This is a genomic window from Pseudoalteromonas sp. M8 (genome assembly GCF_018141365.1).
Classification (GTDB): domain Bacteria; phylum Pseudomonadota; class Gammaproteobacteria; order Enterobacterales; family Alteromonadaceae; genus Pseudoalteromonas.
The window spans coordinates 1,490,752-1,509,601 of record NZ_CP047240.1 but is presented as its reverse complement, the minus strand read 5'-3'; the positions used below and the strand labels follow the sequence as shown (position 1 = coordinate 1,509,601).

Sequence of the window (18,850 nt, the reverse complement as noted above, 5' to 3'; positions counted from 1 at the left end):
AGAAGTAGATGATGATACCGGCCAAACAAGGCAATTACTTTGTGTGGTCGGTATCGTTGATGTGAGTATTAAGACTCTGTAAGACTGGATTTAAGCGACTTTGCCTCAGCTTGCACAGAATCCGGACCATTCTCAATAACATCGTTGAGCGTTGATATCGCCGAATCATAATCTTGAATTTCGATATAAGCTTTCGCTAAATCTAGTTTAGCGGCAAACCCTTCATCCTCTAAATCAACATCCGTGGTATTTTCACCCGCTAATAGTTCTTCAAAATCGCCAAGCCCAACATCCATATTTGCACCGACGTAAGGTTCAACATCGCTATCAAGATCGTCGCTTTGTTCAAGTAGGTCTTCAATTTCTAAGTAGTCTTCTGTACCTTCGGCGTCCGTTGGTAGCGCTTGGGCTTCCCCTGCGACCAATTCGTCTTGTAACAAGCTATCGAAATCTACTTCAAAATCTTCTGCATTTCCGGCGTCAAAGTCACTGGGATCGTCCAGTTCGCTGAGTAGAGCATCGAAGTCTGCTTGGGTAAAGTCAGCCATAAATTCTTTTTCAATCTCGGCTTCATTGACCTCTGGTAATTCAGATTCAGTTTGTGGCTCAGAAAGTAGAGTTTCCAAGTCATCTTCATCGTTTAATTCTGGCAGCACGTCTTCGATTTCAAGCTCAGGTTCAGACTCAAGCTCGTCATTTTCTGCAGCTTCGACCGGTGCTTCAGGTTCGTCTTCAAGCAAGGTCTCTTCGTCAAAATCTGCGTTTAACTCTGGCAGCACGTCTTCGATTTCAAGTTCAGGTTCAGACTCAAGCGTATCACTTTCTGCTGCTTCGACTGGTGCTTCAGGTTCGTTTTCAAGCAAAGCCTCTTCATCAAAATCTGCGTTTAATTCTGGCAGCTCGTCTTCGATTTCAAACTCAGATTCAGACTCAAGCGTATCACTTTCTGCTTCTTCGACTGGTGCTTCAGGTTCGTTTTCAAGCAAAGCCTCTTCATCAAAATCTGCGTTTAACTCCGGCAGCTCGTCTTCGATTTCCAGTTCAGGTTCAGACTCAAGCTCATCATTTTCTGCAGCTTCGACCGGTGCTTCAGGTTCGTCTTCAAGCAAGGTCTCTTCGTCAAAATCTGCGTTTAACTCTGGCAGTTCATCTTCAACTTCCAGTTCAGGTTCAGACTCAAGCGTATCACTTTCTGCTGCTTCGACCGGTGCTTCAGGTTCGTCTTCAAGCAAGGTCTCTTCGTCAAAATCTGCGTTTAACTCTGGCAGATCATCTTCGATTTCAAGTTCAGGTTCAGACTCAAGCGTATCACTTTCTGCTGCTTCGACTGGTGCTTCAGGTTCGTCTTCAAGCAAGGTTTCTTGGTCAAAATCTGCAGTTAACTCCGGCAGCTCGTCTTCAACTTCCAGTTCAGGTTCAGACTCAAGCGTATTAATTTCTGCTGCTTCGACTGGTGCTTCAGGCTCATCTTCAAGCAAGGTTTCTTCGTCAAAATCTGCGTTTAACTCCGGCAGCTCGTCTTCAACTTCCAGTTCAGGTTCAGACTCAAGCGTATCACTTTCTGCAGCTTCGACTGGTGCTTCAGGTTCGTTTTCAAGCAAGGTATCTTCGTCGAAATCCGCACTAAATTCAGGCAAATCATCTTCATCAAAGCCAGAGATTTCATCGTCGAGAAGATCGTCATCAAGCCCGTCCTCTATATCAAATTGAGCGTCATTGGATAATGCTTCTGATAATGCTTTTTCGGTTTCGCTTTGCGAGTCAGTAGTTTCAAGTTCTTCGCCAAGTTCCAGCTCAGGGTAACTCTCTAGCTCTGCGCTTGGTTGCAGATCTTCTTCGTCAAGAAACTCTTCTTCTGCCAGTAAATCCACTTCGTCATTAAGTGGATCATCTCCCAGCTCAATTTCAACTTCTTCATCCGAAAAATCGTCTTCAAGTTCAGCATCCAACTCAAACTGTTCTTCGGCTTGAAGCTCCTGTAATAGCTCATCAACACTTTTTAAGTCAGGATCTTCAAATTCACTGTCTTCGTCAGCTTGAACATTCTCATCACTAAAATCTGCTTCATTGGCTAGATCGGACTGCAATGTATCTTCCATCAGTTCTTCAGATGATTCCGGAATAGCATCCTCTTCATCCAACATACCAGACAAGTGTCCTGACTCCGTTTGCTCAGACTCTGCTAAAAGCTGTTCAGATCCTAGTTCACGCTCGTCAGATACCTCTTCCAGCTTTGGTAAAGCATCTTCTGGTGCTTCATCTAATAAACCATCAAGCTCGTTATCTGCTGGCTCACCAACTTCCTCTTCAAGCTCCGGCAAAGCTTCTTCTGCCGTTTCGTCAACTAATGCGTCGAGCTCGTCATCTACAGGCTCACCAACATCCTCTTCAAGCTCTGACAAAACATCTTCTGGTGCTTCGTCTAGTAATGCATCGAGATCGTCATCGGCCAGTTCATCAGATTCTTCTTCCAGCTCTGGCAAAACATCTTCTGGTGTTTCATCAACTAATGCATCGAGATCGTCCTCGGCCAGTTCATCAGATTCTTCTTCCAGCTCTGGCAAAACATCTTCTGGTGTTTCGTCAACTAATGCATCGAGTTCGTCCTCGGCCAGTTCATCAGATTTTTCTTCCAGCTCTGACAAAACATCTTCTGGTGTCTCGTCAACTAATGCATCGAGTCCATCCTCGGTCAGTTCATCAGATTTTTCTTCCAGCTCTGACAAAACATCTTCTGGAGTTTCGTCAACTAATGTATCGAGATCGTCATCGACCAGTTCATCAGATTCTTCTTTCAGCTCTTGCAAAACATCTTCTGATGTTTCGTCAACTAATGCATCGAGTTCGTCGTCGGCCAGTTTGTCAGATTCTTCTTCCAGCTCTGGCAAAACATCTTCTGGTGTTTCGTCAACTAATGCATCGAGATCGTCACCGGTCAGTTCATCAGATTCTGCTTCCAGCTCAGATACTGTATCTTCCTGTGCTTCATCTAATAAAGCATCGATATCATCACCAGCGAGATCGTCGGACTCTTCTTCTAATTCCGGCAATGTATCTTCTTGCGCTTCATCCAATAAAGCATCGATATCATCACCAGCGAGCTCATCAGACTCTTCTTCTAATTCCGGCAACGTATCTTCTTGCGATTCATCCAATAAAGCATCGATATCATCACCAGCGAGATCACTAGGCTCTTCTTCTAATTCCGGCAACGTATCTTCTTGCGCTTCATCTAATAAAGCATCGATATCATCACCAGCTAGATCATCGGACTCTTCTTCTAATTCCGGCAACGTATCTTCCTGTGCTTCATCCAATAAAGCATCAATATCATCACCAGCGAGAGCATCTGACTCTTCTTCTAATTCTGGCAACGTATCTTCCTGTGCTTCATCCAATAAAGCATCGATATCATCACCAGCGAGATCATCGGACTCTTCTTCTAATTCCGGCAACGTATCTTCTTGCGCTTCATCCAATAAAGCATCAATATCATCACCAGCTAGATCGTCAGACTCTTCTTCTAATTCCGGCAACGTATCTTCTTGCGCTTCATCCAATAAAGCATCGATATCATCACCAGCGAGAGCATCTGACTCTTCTTCTAATTCTGGCAACGTATCTTCCTGTGCTTCATCCAATAAAGCATCGATATCATCACCAGCGAGAGCATCTGACTCTTCTTCTAATTCTGGCAACGTATCTTCCTGTGCTTCATCCAATAAAGCATCGATATCATCACCATCAAGCGTATCTGGCTCTTCGTTAATTTCAGCTAACGCATCGTCTTGAACTTCATTTAATAGAGCATCAATATCATCACCCGCAAGCTCACTACTTGGTTCCTCAAAATCAGGCAGTGCATCATCGTCAGCATCTTGAGAAGCATCAAGTAGTGCATCGATATCATCAGCATCGACTAAACTCTCACTATCAAAGTTACCGCTAAATTCGGGCTCTTCATCTAGCGCCCCGTCCAGAATTGAATCGATATCATCGTCGTTTGCAACAGCATCCGCTTGCTCATCAGCAAGTTCCTCGCTCAGGGCAGCAAGCGCATCATCGCTAACATCAATTTCTTCGTCTTGAGACTCGTTGAACAAATCATCTAGATCGCTGTCACTTAAAATATCTTTGCTACCATCAACATCGAGCGAAACTTCATCATCAGCCTCCTCGAAGCTCTGTTGCATAAAGTCTTCGTCGTGATCATCACCAAACGAAATATCTTCGTTTAGTAAGCTATCCAGTTCGTCTTGATCTAACGTATCACTTCCTTCATCGAAGTCGTCATCAAGTGAGTCAAAGGTAATTTCATCGTCTTCAGGTAAGATATCGTCATCTAACTGAACGCTTGCGCCCAGTGCATCTTCATCGTCGCCCATTCCGATATCAAGTGGGTCTGGCTCAGGGTCAAATGCAGTCGCAGCGGTTGCAGCTCCCGCCGCAGCGCCTGCAGCCACGGATGGTGTTTGCGGAAGAAAATCGTCATCATCTGTTGACGTCTGAGATTGCTTTCTCCGGCGTAGGAACATAACGAATCCAGCAATTGCCAGTAGTGCTGGCAATGTAGCAAGTAATGCAATGCCAGCTGGCGAGCTAAAAAATGCGCTTAACTCGCTACTTTCTTGCGCTTTTGCTTGAGCGGCTTGCTGATCAATCATTTCATTTTGCAAGTCGATAACAGCCTTTAGCTGTTGTTGGATTTCGCTGTCTTTTCCAAGCTGAGTACGAACCGTTTGAAGCTCGGTAGAAATAGCGCCGAGCTGTTGCTTTAACTTATTGTTTTCGGATAGGATTTCTTCAACATTACGCACCGAGGACTTGAACTCTTTTTGTAAGTCCATCAGCCTCATGTCCTGTTCCATCTTTAAAGAGCGCAGTTGATTAGTCAGGTCTTTTTTTGCTTCTTCAACATCGACTTTGCGAGCTTGTGTAACCTTTTTTTCAGCTTCGTTTATTGCATTTGGGTTCAATAATCCCTTACGCTTCATTTCCCAAAGTTTGTCATCTTGATCCGACTTTTGCTTTGCCAACTCAGGGTTAACACTACGAATTTCATTGATTGTAGGAATACGTAAATACGCCCCATCCTGCATATGGTTGAGGTTTTTATCTAGAAATGAATTAGGATTTTTATCATAAAGCGCCTTCATCACCTGATAAATGGTGACCGAGTCATCTGGTCGCACTTTTTGTGCTATACGCCACAATGTATCCGTGGGTCTGATAGGCCCTATTGACCGACCTTGAGCCCCATAATCAACCCCTTTAGGGCCTTTTAGCACTACCCCTCTTGGGTATATACTGGTGTGGCAATCAGTGCGAATACAAAGATACTAAATAAGGCTAAACCGCGCATGCCGATCCTTTACTCAAATGTTTAACACCCGTTAAACGACGTTTTATTATTATGGCTTTGAAGCAAGCTCTATTCCAAATGCAAACTATAAACCAGATATGTTGGAATATCCATTGCAACGTATTGAAAGTTAACATGGTTATAATGCTTTTTACTGATTTTGGAATAGCTGATATAGGTGAAGAATAGTCAAGTATTTGACTTAACGGCAAACTTCTTGGCAGAAGTTTGCCGTCATAGTGCAGAGAAGTAAGCAAAACTTTGCTTACTTTGCGATATCAAAGGGTACCTATAGATAGCTTTCTATAATGGCTTCTGCTATTTGAATGCTATTTGTTGCTGCACCTTTTCTGGTGTTGTCTGATACCACCCATAAGTTTAAGCCTAGTGGATGTGAAATATCTTGCCTTACACGACCCACATAAACGGTATCGTTACCACTTGCATCACTTACCGGTGTTGGGTAGTCGTTTTCGTCTTCAATTAGTTCAACACCCGGCGCATCAGCAAGTAACTGCTTAACATGTTCAAGATCATAAGGCATGCGCGTTTCAAGATGAATGGCTTCAGCATGACCAAAAAACACAGGAACGCGAACCGCAGTCGGGTTAACCAAAACACTTGAGTCGCCCAAGATTTTTTGCGTTTCCCACACCATCTTCATTTCTTCTTTGGTGTAACCATTTTCTTGGAACGCATCAATTTGAGGAATGACATTAAAAGCGATTTGTTTGCTAAACACTTCGTTTTCCATCGGTCTTGCATTCATTAAGTTTGCAGTTTGCTTAGCCAACTCATCTACCGCTTCTTTACCTGCACCAGATACCGCTTGATAAGTTGAGACATTAATTCTGTCAATGCCATAGGCATCATAAATTGGTTTAAGTGCCACTAGCATTTGGATTGTAGAGCAGTTTGGGTTAGCAATGATATTACGATTTCTAAAATCGGCAAGACTGTCTTTATTCACCTCAGGAACTACTAATGGAATATCAAAGTCGTATCTAAAATGTGAGGTGTTATCTATCACAATGCAGCCAGCGTCAGCGGCGATTGGTGCATATTTCTCCGACACGGAACCACCCGCTGAAAACAAACCGATATGGGCATTAGAAAAATCAAACTCTTCAACATCCAGAACTTCGATTTTTTCACCCATAAAGTCAATCTCTTCACCCGCGCTTCGGCTACTCGCGAGTGGGTATAATGTGTCTACAGGAAACTTTCGTTCTGCTAGTAATTCGATAATTTGCTTGCCAACAAGACCTGTTGCGCCAAGTACCGCAACATTATATTTTTGCGACATTATTTTTCCTCATTCTGTAATATACCAACCACAGCACTTAACTCTTGTGCTCAGAAAAGCCAAGTTGGTAAAGCTTTTCACTGATTGGTGAGTCATTATTGACTGCAATTGTACTAAATTCTCGACGCACGGGATATGCTTTACGCAAGGTATCAAAGCCCAATGTGTTTAGCTGTTTTCTCATGATGCCATCATCACGACGAATGTCATAAACAAGATGCGCTAAATTGATAATATCCTGCTCGTTGGCTGTGCTTTGCAATTGGCAGCCAGTGACACTTGGCTTAGGAAGAAAATCACTAATCGTTTTGCTGGCTGGTAAATCGAATTCTCGGCATACGGCTTCGTATAACATTTGCGTGCCTCGCGCCTTACCCTCTAGCGTATGGCCGGCAATATGCACAGATGCAAAGCGAGTATATTGCAATAATGGCTGCAAAATATTCGGCTCATTTTCCCAAACGTCTAAGATCAGCTCGAGCGCTTGCCCACCCTCTAAAGCGCGCAAAAGCGCTTGATTATCGATAACATCTCCACGGCTTGCGTTGATTATCACCGTACCCGGCTTTAATGCCGCTATCCGCGGTGCATCAAGTAGATGAACCGTTTTATGCGGGCCTTGCTTAACTAATGGAACGTGAAATGTCACGATATCCGCGCGCGCTAAGGCTTCATCTAAGGCTACATGTGAATCCAATGTCCCCGCTTGCTGCCTTACGGGGTCACACAATAATATCGTAAGACCAAGCCCTTTAAGCTTTGATGCCAAACACGCGCCAATATTACCAACACCAATGATGGCAATCGTTTTATCTTGAAGTGGCGTGGAAGTTTCTTGTGCGTATGCAAGTAGAGCGCTTATCACGTACTCGGCAACAGCTATCGCATTACAGCCTGGTGCGCTGCTGAACGAGATATTGGCGCTGGCCAACAATGAGGTATCAATATGATCAATCCCTATTGTCGCAGTCCCAACAAACTTCAGATTATCTGCTTGTGCTAACAGGGCCTCATTGACCTTAGTGACTGAGCGAGTCAACAGAATATCGACGTTTTTTAGCTCGTCAGGTTGAAGGTTACGGCCATCAAACCGTGTTACCTCACCAATTTCGCAGAAGAATGACTCAACTAAGGGCATATTTTGATCGGCTAATATTCGCATGCGGGTTTCCTGTCACCTATTGTCTCGAGTACTCAGGCGATAACACATCGCCTGAGTCGAGTTTAACATGGCAAGCTAGGCGACTAATAATAAAACCTTTTATTTTGTGTCACCGCTTTATTGCAACCAAACGCTATTGCAAAAAACATCACACAGCATACAAAAACAACCGCCCCCTTGAGACTTAACCAGCCACCTGAATCAAGCAAAGGACAAAACGTCATGGCCAACACGTTAATACAACACAATAATAAAGCCCAACGGGTATAAGCTCGGTAGCCAAGTAATGCGGCAAACAAACTGCTAAAAACATTAAAAATTACCGCTTCAGGAAAGAGGTGAAAGGCCGACAACATCGCGGCAAAGGCCAAAATAGTGACTAGATAAAAAATACTCTGCTGCATCTTGTTTCTCCTTAACATGGACAGCAATATCAACCGCTACACTAGGTCGTAGCGATAAATCCTAACTCACATAGCTACCAAGAAAATGGACTGCATTTGCTACTCCTTAGCAATTCTTAAAAGCACCATTTCGTGGCTATGCTTAACCCAATTGTAGAAACATTAGCGTGTATTTCAATGCAAATCCGACATGAAGTTTTGGCAATTATAATGCACAGATAACGAACTTCTCTGAAAGAAATTTCATGTGCATTTTCGTCATATTGCACTACGTTCATTACACTTAAATATCGATCAGTAATTAATAGCGTTGAAAATTCTCTCAGGTTATAGCTGGGGTGTAATCAATAACTTTTAAATTACTGACATGAGAAGCATGACTCATTTAACACTCAGATTCAGTACAAAACGTAAATAATATGTCACAACAAGGCATCAACTAATTCGCATAGAGGGTATGAAGACGCTTGAAATATCAGCGTTAACCAGCTAGTCTAACTGGGTGGTCAGACCTCTTATAAGGAAGAACAACATGACACTTATATTTGTTCTCGCGTTGTTAGCCTTGCTCAGCGCAGCAAGCTATCATCGCGCAAGCTGGAATACCGCTCTAGGTATTGCAGCAGTTACAATGCTAGTTGGCACCTTTGCTGGTGCATTTGGCATTATCTCTTGGTTAATTTTCTTAGCGATTGTTATTCCGCTTTCAGTAACGAACCTGCGTCAGCAGTACATCGTGGCTCCAGCATTTAAAGCGTTCAAAAAAGTTACGCCGACAATGTCAGAAACCGAAAAGTCAGCGATTGATGCAGGTACAACTTGGTGGGAAGCCGATCTATTTTGTGGTAACCCAAACTGGGATAAACTTCATCAGTTTCCTAAGCCACGCTTGAGCGTTGAAGAGCAAGCGTTTTTGGATGGTCCGGTGGAAGAAGTGTGTGCCATGCTTAACGATTGGGAAGCAACGCACGAACTGACTGACTTACCGCAAGACGTGTGGCAATACTTAAAAGACAACAAGTTCTTTGCGATGATCATCAAAAAGCAATACGGCGGTCTTGAGTTTTCAGCTTACGCGCAATCTTGTGTACTACAAAAGCTTACCAGTAAATCAACTTTACTTTCGTCTATCGTGGGCGTGCCTAACTCGTTAGGCCCAGGCGAACTACTTCAGCACTACGGTACTGACGAGCAAAAGGAACACTACTTACCTCGTCTAGCAGTGGGTGATGAAATCCCTTGTTTTGCATTAACGTCACCAGAAGCGGGCTCTGATGCTTCATCTATCCCTGACTTTGGTGTGGTATGTAAAGGCGAATGGGAAGGTGAAGAAGTATTAGGTATTAGCCTAACGTGGAACAAACGCTATATTACTTTAGCACCTGTTGCGACTGTACTTGGTCTGGCGTTTAAGATGCGCGACCCGGACGGTCTATTAGGTGATAAAGAAGAGTTAGGTATTACTTGTGCGCTTATTCCTACAAACACGCCAGGCGTAAAAATTGGCCGACGTCATTTCCCACTGAATGTGCCATTCCAAAATGGCCCTACCCAAGGCGAAAACGTGTTTGTACCACTCGATTTCATTATCGGTGGCGCAAAAATGGCAGGACAAGGCTGGCGCATGCTGGTTGAGTGTTTGTCGGTTGGTCGTGTTATTACGCTACCTTCAAACTCTGCCGGTGGTATTAAATCCCTTGCAGTTGCAAGTGGCGCATACAGCCGCATTCGTCGCCAGTTCAAACTGCCTATCGGTAAGATGGAAGGGATTGAAGAGGCACTAGCGAAACTGGGTGGCTATGCGTATAGCTCTGATGCTGCGGTGACTATGTCAACTGGCGCGGTAGATTTAGGTGAAAAACCTTCGGTTGTTTCTGCCATTTTGAAGTACCACTTAACCGAACAAATGCGTGCTTCAACCATCCATGCCATGGATATTCATGGTGGTAAAGGGATTTGTCTAGGTCCAAACAACTACGTTGGCCGTGGTTACCAAGGTGCACCAATTGCAATTACGGTAGAAGGTGCAAACATCCTAACCCGTAACATGATCATCTACGGTCAAGGCGCTATTCGCTGCCATCCTTTTGTACTGGCTGAACTTGAAGCTTGTTCTATCAAAGATAAACAAGAAGCGCTTGATAGCTTCGATAAATCCTTGATGGGTCACATCGGTTTCACTATGTCGAACTTGGTAAGAACTAAGTGGTTAGCGCTAACCGGTGCACGTTTCACCAAAGTACCATTTAACGATGAAACCGCTGTTTATTATCGTAATGCTGCTCGTTACAGTGCATCATTGGCATTAATGTCTGATATTTGTATGGCTGTATTTGGTGGTTCACTTAAGCGTAAAGAGCGTATTTCTGCACGTTTGGGCGACTTATTAAGCTACCTTTATCTAGTTTCTGCAACGCTTAAGCGCTATAACGATGAAGGTCGTCGTAAAGAAGACTTACCGTTTGTGCAATGGTCTTGTCAGGAGCACCTATACCTTTGTCAACGTGCCCTTGCTGACTTAATCAACAACATGCCTTCTGCTGCATTACGTGGTTTGTTGAAAGTGGTACTGTTCCCATTTGGTCGTCCGGTTCGTAAACCAACCGACAAAATGGAGCACAAACTTGCTCAGCTACTTCAAGTACCTAGCGAAACGCGTGACCGCCTTGCAACACACATCTACTTAAAAGATGAGCCTCTGTGCTTGCTTGGTAAGCAAGAGCAAACGCTAAAAGACATTCTTGCCGTAGAGCCGTTATTTGAAAAGGTATGCCGTGGTACTGGTAAAAAGTTACCGTTTATGCAACTTGATAAAGTAGCTGCAATGGGGCTTGAAGCAGGTGTACTGAGCGAAGACGAAGCAGCTAAATTGACTGCCGTTGAAGCAAAACGTCTTGCCGTTATCAACGTTGATGACTTTGACCCTGAAGAGTTACTTGCCGGTAAAGCAAGAACGAAGGAATCAAGTAAAGCAGACGCAGCATAACTATTTTTGTTTAGGTAGTGTGATCCATACTACCATAGCAATTAGCGTGGATATAAAGGTCAGAATTTTCTGACCTTTTTTCTTGGCAGATTAGAGCCGGGGGAACACAGCTCTAGTGTTTTAAAATAAATATCGCACTTTAAACGTCACTAAGTCTTGCACTGGTTGCTGCCATAAATCAGCGACACTACCAAACCAGTCTCTGCGCCCGACTTGCGACTTTTCAAGTGTCGAAAAGTTTGCACCTCCGCGTTGATACACTAAAAAAATATCTGAATATGCACCCATGCGATAACGCAGTTTTATCTGGCTTGCTAAGCGCCTGTCGTCAAAACTGGTGTCACCATGAATTTCGTGAAGCTCTCCGGTGGTAATTTGATAAATCGTCTTACTTTGTGCTTCAAGTATCGTCCACTGTAGCGAACCACTGAGTTCAAGGATGTCGGTGATCCGACCGTTAAATTCCAACTTATTGGAAAACTCATCTCTGTCGTATTCACTCAAGCGGTTTTGCCCGTTCGCCATCAGCCAGCCATCACCGCTTCTAAAGAAATTACTCAACTTAAGGTTCCAGTTGTAGTGTGGCATCCAAGTCAAATCCACGGCGTATTGCTGTGCTGAGCCTGATATTCCTTCTTGGTCAAGCTCTATACTCGCAGCCCAAGAAAAATCCCCCACATAAGGGCTTTGATAAAAGACCCGAGACTCTACACGGCTGGGCATCTCAAACACTTCGGTGCCTCGCCCTAAGTTGTCTTGTTTACCGCTAGTGTAATAATCTAGCCCGAGGTTGAGCTGACCACCATTTGCCAACAAAAACTGCGCTAAATATGCTTGTCTGGCCGCTAAACCAGTTCCTGCATTATTTTGCTCATGCCTCAGTGTGAGTGACTGCTTTAATCTGGTAAACCAGCTGTCTTTTGGGTGCATCGCGTATTCACCATAAAGCTCGCTCACCTGCCAGTCATTGCGTTTCATATAGCCGAGATCACGGTTATCAAATTCGTCATCCACAGCAAAGTAGCGCGCAGCGAACTTCGTCTGTAACGAATGTTGATACTCCGCGTCTAGCGATACACCTTGGCCTGTCACACTGTGCTTTTGTGTTTCTACCTCAGTTTGTAATAGCGCGCCTTTGAAAGACCAAGTATCACTACGATACTGGCCATCAACGGCATAACTCATGGCATCGCGTTCAAGAAATGGCCGTTCTGTTTTGGTCGCAAGCACACCGGCCTGCCAATCTTGCGTGCGATAATTAGCTCTTGTTGCAAAAAACTGCTTACCAATATCGTCCGAAAAGTCCGACTCAGACACAGCAAAAGTACCAAATTGTACCGACTTTCCTTTGTGCACAAATCGTAGTGCCGCATCTATGGGGGTGATTGCGCGTGTACCATCATCACTTGATGCCCCTATCCGACGAGTATGAATAAGCTTAGTGCTTTCAAGTGCAGCAACGTCAAAAAGACTGATATCTTGGGTGAAAAATGGACGTTTATCGGTGCGAAGCGTTTCCACGGCTGAATAATTCACGTCAACATCATCGATATCCACCTGACCAAAGTCAGGATTCACGGCAAGACTCACCTTCTGATGATGAGAAGGCTTGTAAAACAAATCAAAGCCAACATCGGACTGGTGCTGGCGCTCGGAAGGTGAAGTGCTTAGCGGTGCAAATTGAGCCTGATGCGCAAAGTAAGGCACAAATGCCAATTGAGAATGTGCGGGGATCTGTGCTGCGATCTTTGGCATGGTCAGGAAGAAATCACTATTTGCTGTTGTATCCTCATGGTTTGCATAGATAAAATTACTTTTAAGTTCATACAACTGTACCGAAACCCCAATCTTTGTAAGCCCCTGCTCATCTCCTGGCTGAAACGACACTGTATGCCAAGGGATCAATAATTCCGTGGTCCAATACGTATCGTCAATGTGATTGGCATAGTGCCAGTCCCCATCCCAATCGTAATCTACGTTTAAGCTTGGGGTTACAACACCATCTTGCGAGCCGCCACCTAATGTCACCGAAAATTGATATGCACTACTACCGTCGCCTGAAAAGTCTACAACAACCCGATTGAAGTCAGCTTGCATAAAGCGGTCATGGATATTGAATTGTCGCTTGCGCTCAGCTTTATTCTGAAAGTTTTTAATACCAATATAAACACCGTCGGCGGTTGCAAAAGCTTTTGCGGTAATTTTGTCATTGGCAGATGCCAAAGTTACAGGCACAACCTGAACAAATTGTTCAAACTGTGTAGCTGAACCCCACTGCGCTTCATTCAACTTACCATCAACCACGATAGGTTCCGCAAGTGCAGCTCCTGCCATCATGGGATAACTTAAACCGAGCCAAAATTTATTGCTTTTATTCATACATACTTTCCTCAGAGTTATGCCTGCTATTGCAACAAACTTTGCCGTAAAAAGTTCTTAACTTTTTCTGAAGAAAGCTGACTTAACCTTTATAAACATTGACTTAATCTTAAGAAACGCTAACGTTATGGGAACAATTGGTTTTAATTATTGAAATTGGTACTCAGCGTGCAGGCACAGGAAGTAGAGATGGTTTGTTTTGGACATTGGCAGTTTGATCTCCAGCAAGATTGCCTAACACATAGGCAAAGCCAAGAAACCGTAAAACTTGAGCCACAAATGGCAAGGTTACTCGCGCTTTTTATTGAGCATCATAACGAAGTGCTAGAGAAATATTGGCTTACCGAACAGCTGTGGCAACATGCGGTTGTCGAACCTAATAGTCTTTATCAGCTTCTGACTAAACTGCGAAAAGTGCTCGGGGACGACCCTAAAAACCCGATTTACATCAAAACCATCCCAAAGCGGGGCTATCGCTTTATCGCACCACTAGAAAGAAATGAAATAGCGCCTCGTCATACGGCAAAACCAGTCAACGTAATCGCCAAGTCCCGTATTTTTTCACTCAGTGCCGTCGCAATGGCAGTGTTATGCTTTGGAGCAATCGCCTTTTTTAATCAAGCACCAATAGAAAAAACACCATCACGCTACGAAACCTCGAGCCTCAGTCATGAGCTTGGCCTTGAATTTGACGTTGATGCCCACCAAAGCAAAGATCTCATCGCCTATGTAAAAGATTTTACCCACCTTATTATTGCCAACAAACAAGGCTATCAATTAAATGAACACCGCTTTGATTCGCGGATCAGCTTTCCAAGTTGGAGTCCCGACTCAGATAAGCTGGCATTCTGGCAATATCAAGGTAGTGGCTGTCAACTTCATGTTATGACTGCCGCAGGGCAATTTTTCCACAGTTCTCAAATTCTTCCGTGCCAAGTTGGTACTAAACCCGTTTGGAAAAATGACAAAGAGCTCATCCTAACGTTCGGCCAATATAATGCCAAAGCAGCACACCTTTACCGGCTTGAGTCCCATCAAATGGTTAAGCTGCCACTTGCTTTGGCAGCCAACGAGCGGTTAAAAATGGCCCTTCGAGCATGGCAAGATAAAACCTATTATTTAGTTCAAGATAAACAAGGGTTAGCACGACTACAAACGCTCGATGGCACGGTACATCTAAAGTGGTCAGCTCCAGTCACTTCAGTTGCGTTTGATGTTTATCATCAAGCTGTGATTGCGAGCCAATATGGCAGCCTATCGCGACACTTTAGAGACGGTGACAGTCAAGCCATCAAAGAAACGGAAATTGGCTTATACACGAGCTTCTCAAGCGATAATCGCGGCGATATATTCGCGGCATTGGAGAGCTTTCAAGTTAATATCAAAGACCGAGACGATCTCCCCTTATTTTCAAGCTCAAGCATCGATTATTTACCACTGACCAACAGCTTGGGAGAAACGGCATTTATGTCGAGGCGCAGCGGCGTATGCGAGGTGTATCTATATCGCGATGATAAAATCAGTCAGCTTTCCTTTCATCAGGGGCATGAGTACGTTGGTTTTTTAGTATGGAGTCCAGAGCTGAGCTATTTGGCCTCAAACCGTGATAACGATTTAGTGATATACGACCGAAAACGCCCACTCACCCAGTTCAATTCACAGCTGAGTCTGCCCGTCAAAAGCATGGGCTGGATAGATGAGCAAACACTATGGGCTTATGACGGCGAAACATTAAACCAATACAGCTTGTCTGGGGCACTTATCAGCAGCCATGACAGTACAGCTGACTTTGTCTTTTATCACCCCAAAAGACAAACCTGGTTTGTGCTACAACAAAACCTACTGCTTGAGTACGAGACGCTATTCGAAAGCGACTCAGAAGCGTTAAATAAATATGCGCTAAGTCAAAAGCAAACCAATCAATTTAGTAACTTAAGAATTCGCGGCAACGACATCTATTGGCAATCCGCTTGGTCAAAAGAGGACTACATTTGGCAACTCACCTTGATGCCAGAGCAAAACCCTACGCTTAAAAAAGTCGGCCACTTGATTTGGCACTACGATATCGACGCGCTTGGGGATCTACTCATAGCAAAGATGGAAAGTGTAGAAGGCGATATCAAGAAACTGACTCGCCTACCTGAAGCTGCTAACTAACGATTATCATTACAAAAGCACATACGCGGTATAGCTCAGCACTAAGGTGCTGAGCCAAGTCATAGCTAAATGCTGTGGACTTTTTAATGCACTTAACACTAAAAGTGGTAGAAAGACATAAGGTAATAGGCTCACCGCACTCAGTCCTAATAGCATATAGACAGGCACTGAAAAACAGACGGCAGCCGTCAGCACAATAATCCAGATGCTCTGCTTTGCCGATTGCAGCTTATCTATACTCAACCAATATGCAGTGCGGTCGTAGACTTCAGGTTTGAGATCAATGGCAAGACTCGACCACCATAATAGATTTAAAGTCACCAGACCCGGCACGTAATTTGCCATCAGATCGGGGCGCTCTGCGCTTAAGATCGCGCCAAACCATAGCACTAACACACTCATCACAATGCGCCAAAGCAACACAAAATAGTGGTTGTAAGCAAAGCTCAGCCAAAATGTCTTCACCCCTTTAACCATTACCGATAGCGTCACTTTACGCGGTAGCAAAACAGCACAGCCAAGCACTATTAGGTTTACAGCAACCAAATACCAAGTAATTTCGAAAACAGCAAAACTGATAATAGCTGTTATCAATAACCCAATACTGGTCCCCAAGGGTCGATAAATAAAACAAAGGGCAATGAAGAATTGCGTCACCGCAAAAAACAGTAAGTGCCATGCTTGTGTGATTTTCTCAATTCCAATCGAGTAGCAAAGAATTAGCGTCATCAATAATAAGGGGTGAACAACCAGTACGGACAATCCATCCGCCACTTTTTGATGGATGGTACGATGCAGGATCGTGTGGTGGTAACTTCGGTGCGCTTTGTCCAAAACCGCATCTCGAAACACAAATAGAATAAAGCTTTGCGCCGCAAGTAATCCCCACGCAATTTGTACCTGTGCAACGGGATTATCACTTTCTACAATTTTACCTATACCCATAAATAGTATTGCGATAAAACCTAGCAGATAAACTTGAAACAATGCAGCTATCATCAAGCCAAATTGCTGAAGTTGCTGGCCTATAGCTTGCAGCGATAAGGAAAGTGATGCTTTTCTGTAACGATAGTAATAAAGCATATTAACTACCCTGTTTTGGTGCTAAGGGAACAGAGTGAAATCCAACTTGTAAAAAAGGTTCAGGCTCATGACTTGTCATCAGCACCATGCCAGCGTAGTTTTGCGCGAGCTCAACGATATATTCGCAGCCTGCCGCGTCCAAAGCCGCAGTAGGCTCATCGAGCAATAAATAAGGGGTATTACGCATCAAGGCATTAATAAGCTGAAGCTTCTTTTTGTTACCAGAGGAGAGATCCGCGTAACGCGTCATTAAAAAGGTTTCAAACTGAAAGTCGTTTACAAGCTGCGAAGGAAAATCACATTGCCATGCGGTTGATGTGAGAGTTAATAACTCTTTTGCACGCAAAAAAGCAGGAAATGGAATATTGTCTGACGCAAGTGCAACAAGTGTTTGGCGTTTATCGATTTTCTTGTCTTGTAATAGAATGTCGCCATTGAAGGCATCATCAAGCCCAGCAATCATACTCAGTAAGGTGGTTTTCCCTACGCCATTCGGCGCCGCTAAACAAATTCTATTATGCTCAAACTCTTGTGAATAATTGTCAAACAGTACCTCTTTGGAGAAGCTTTTACTTAGAGACTTTATCGTTATCATCTTGCTCTACACTATAAATCCAAATAGGGATTTATATTTATGTTTAAAAATGTAGTTGTCATAAAACTTAACTTATTACAAAAGCTAATATTTATCACCTAGTTAGAAAGTAAAATGGCGCATTTTACGTACCTTATTTTGTAACAAAGCCTTACACACTACATTTTTTAACATCTTATAAACATCATTAAGTAACCTTTCATTTTTCCATCCTATACTCTTGCTCCGAAATCGCTTGAATAACGACCTATGTTCAAAATATTGATAAAGGAGATCAACTATGAACTTTCGTATCCTAACTGCAGCCACCCTATCCCTATTAGCGGTTGCATGTTCGTCTGAAGATGTCGAGACCGCTAACTTCGGTTCTGACATCTATAAAAACCAATATAACTTGGTTAATGCCACCGATTATGAAATTGCATTTCACCTTGCTAACACTGAGCTAGACGGTGATGAACGAAATGTCGCTGACGATAAATATCGCGTCAAAGTACTAGCTTCCGGTTCAGAACCCGTACGCATAACACACGAACATAACACCAACCGTGAAATCAGTTTTTATGCTGAGTCAGTCAACAAGCTTGGCATGGTAGAACAAGAAAAAATTAAGGTAAGTAATGACCGAGATTATCACTTTGTTGTAATGCAGGATAGCAACGATACCTTAGATATAAAGGTGGTTAGAAAGTCTAAAGATGATCACGATAATAAATTTACCGTACGAGTATTAGCTTCCAAAACAATGACATTAAATATTAACGGTTCAGACGTTGAATTTGATAAAGGAGAAGTCAGTAGCTGGTATCAAGTGGATGACTGTAATCAAGATATTATGATGGGTGATGAGGTTATAAGTCTTTGCAATGCATCACTAGACCGCTCTTACTTACTCGTCGTCGGTGAAACTGGATTAATGAGCACCGTTTTAGAATACTAACTAATCAGTGTTTTTGAGGCTGCCGATATTCCGGCAACCTCAACGGTTAGCCGTCTAGATTTATATTTATAACGCATTTTTTATTCACAAAAAATTCAACTTTCTGCCGAAATAAGTCAATTCTATTCATTTTCAGATCCGACCATACAAAATAGTGACATTTGTCATAAGTCAGTTTTATTAAACTTTCCACGCGCAATAAAAATAGAGTTTTAGCTTTAAAAATCAATTAACTCTTTATATCTCATAGAGATAAAAAATAGCTATTAACAACTCCATATTGCAATCATTTTATAACATTTCAATTATGTTAACGTTAGATTTAATTAACATTAAAATGTCAAATTTTTCGTGTTGACACCCTGAAAACTCGGGCTTAACCTAGCCGCCGTTCTTAAAACACAACAATCAAAAAATCACATTTAATATTTTTTATTTACAAATAAAATAATCTTGTAACAAAGATAGCGACAATA

General features: G+C 43.2%; 10 protein-coding genes. 3 read left to right on the top strand and 7 right to left on the bottom strand.

Annotated elements, in window-relative coordinates:
* Positions 1-68: 68 nt before the first annotated feature.
* The 4 genes from GSF13_RS11400 to GSF13_RS11385 form a co-directional block, all read right to left on the bottom strand.
* A complete protein-coding gene (locus tag GSF13_RS11400) occupies positions 69-5,288 on the bottom strand; it encodes a FimV/HubP family polar landmark protein (protein ID WP_249122773.1) in 5,220 nt (1,739 codons plus the stop codon).
* A gap of 363 nt (positions 5,289-5,651) precedes the next feature.
* Positions 5,652-6,668, bottom strand: a complete 1,017-nt coding sequence (locus GSF13_RS11395) for an aspartate-semialdehyde dehydrogenase (protein ID WP_211868384.1) — start codon at positions 6,666-6,668, stop codon at positions 5,652-5,654.
* 37 nt (positions 6,669-6,705) lie between these two features.
* Positions 6,706-7,830, bottom strand: a complete 1,125-nt coding sequence (locus tag GSF13_RS11390) for a 4-phosphoerythronate dehydrogenase (RefSeq protein WP_206471214.1) — start codon at positions 7,828-7,830, stop codon at positions 6,706-6,708.
* Positions 7,831-7,913: 83 nt separating this feature from the next.
* Positions 7,914-8,234 (bottom strand): DUF6419 family natural product biosynthesis protein, encoded by a 321-nt coding sequence (locus GSF13_RS11385; RefSeq protein ID WP_010606266.1) that lies wholly within the window; start codon positions 8,232-8,234, stop codon positions 7,914-7,916.
* A 532-nt stretch (positions 8,235-8,766) separates the two neighbouring features.
* Here GSF13_RS11385 and fadE point away from each other — a divergent pair.
* A complete protein-coding gene (fadE, locus tag GSF13_RS11380; protein ID WP_039496080.1) occupies positions 8,767-11,220 on the top strand; it encodes an acyl-CoA dehydrogenase FadE in 2,454 nt (817 codons plus the stop codon).
* A 120-nt stretch (positions 11,221-11,340) separates the two neighbouring features.
* Here fadE and GSF13_RS11375 read toward each other — a convergent pair whose 3' ends face one another.
* Complete coding sequence (locus tag GSF13_RS11375; RefSeq protein WP_211868376.1) at positions 11,341-13,599, bottom strand: DUF5916 domain-containing protein; 2,259 nt, start codon at positions 13,597-13,599, stop codon at positions 11,341-11,343.
* Positions 13,600-13,788: 189 nt separating this feature from the next.
* On the opposite strand from GSF13_RS11375, the gene GSF13_RS11370 reads away from it, so the two are divergent.
* Positions 13,789-15,756, top strand: coding sequence for a winged helix-turn-helix domain-containing protein (locus tag GSF13_RS11370; protein ID WP_211868374.1), 1,968 nt, complete (start codon positions 13,789-13,791; stop codon positions 15,754-15,756).
* A 9-nt stretch (positions 15,757-15,765) separates the two neighbouring features.
* On the opposite strand, the gene GSF13_RS11365 is transcribed toward GSF13_RS11370, so the two are convergent.
* Entirely contained in the window at positions 15,766-16,839 is a 1,074-nt protein-coding gene (locus GSF13_RS11365) for a DUF6136 family protein (protein WP_211868372.1), read from the bottom strand.
* A gap of 1 nt (position 16,840) precedes the next feature.
* Positions 16,841-17,434: an ATP-binding cassette domain-containing protein gene (locus tag GSF13_RS11360; RefSeq protein WP_211868370.1), complete on the bottom strand. Its 594-nt coding sequence runs from the start codon at positions 17,432-17,434 to the stop codon at positions 16,841-16,843.
* A 280-nt stretch (positions 17,435-17,714) separates the two neighbouring features.
* Between GSF13_RS11360 and GSF13_RS11355 the strand changes: the two genes are divergently transcribed.
* Complete coding sequence (locus GSF13_RS11355; protein ID WP_010606260.1) at positions 17,715-18,374, top strand: hypothetical protein; 660 nt, start codon at positions 17,715-17,717, stop codon at positions 18,372-18,374.
* Positions 18,375-18,850 lie beyond the last annotated feature (476 nt).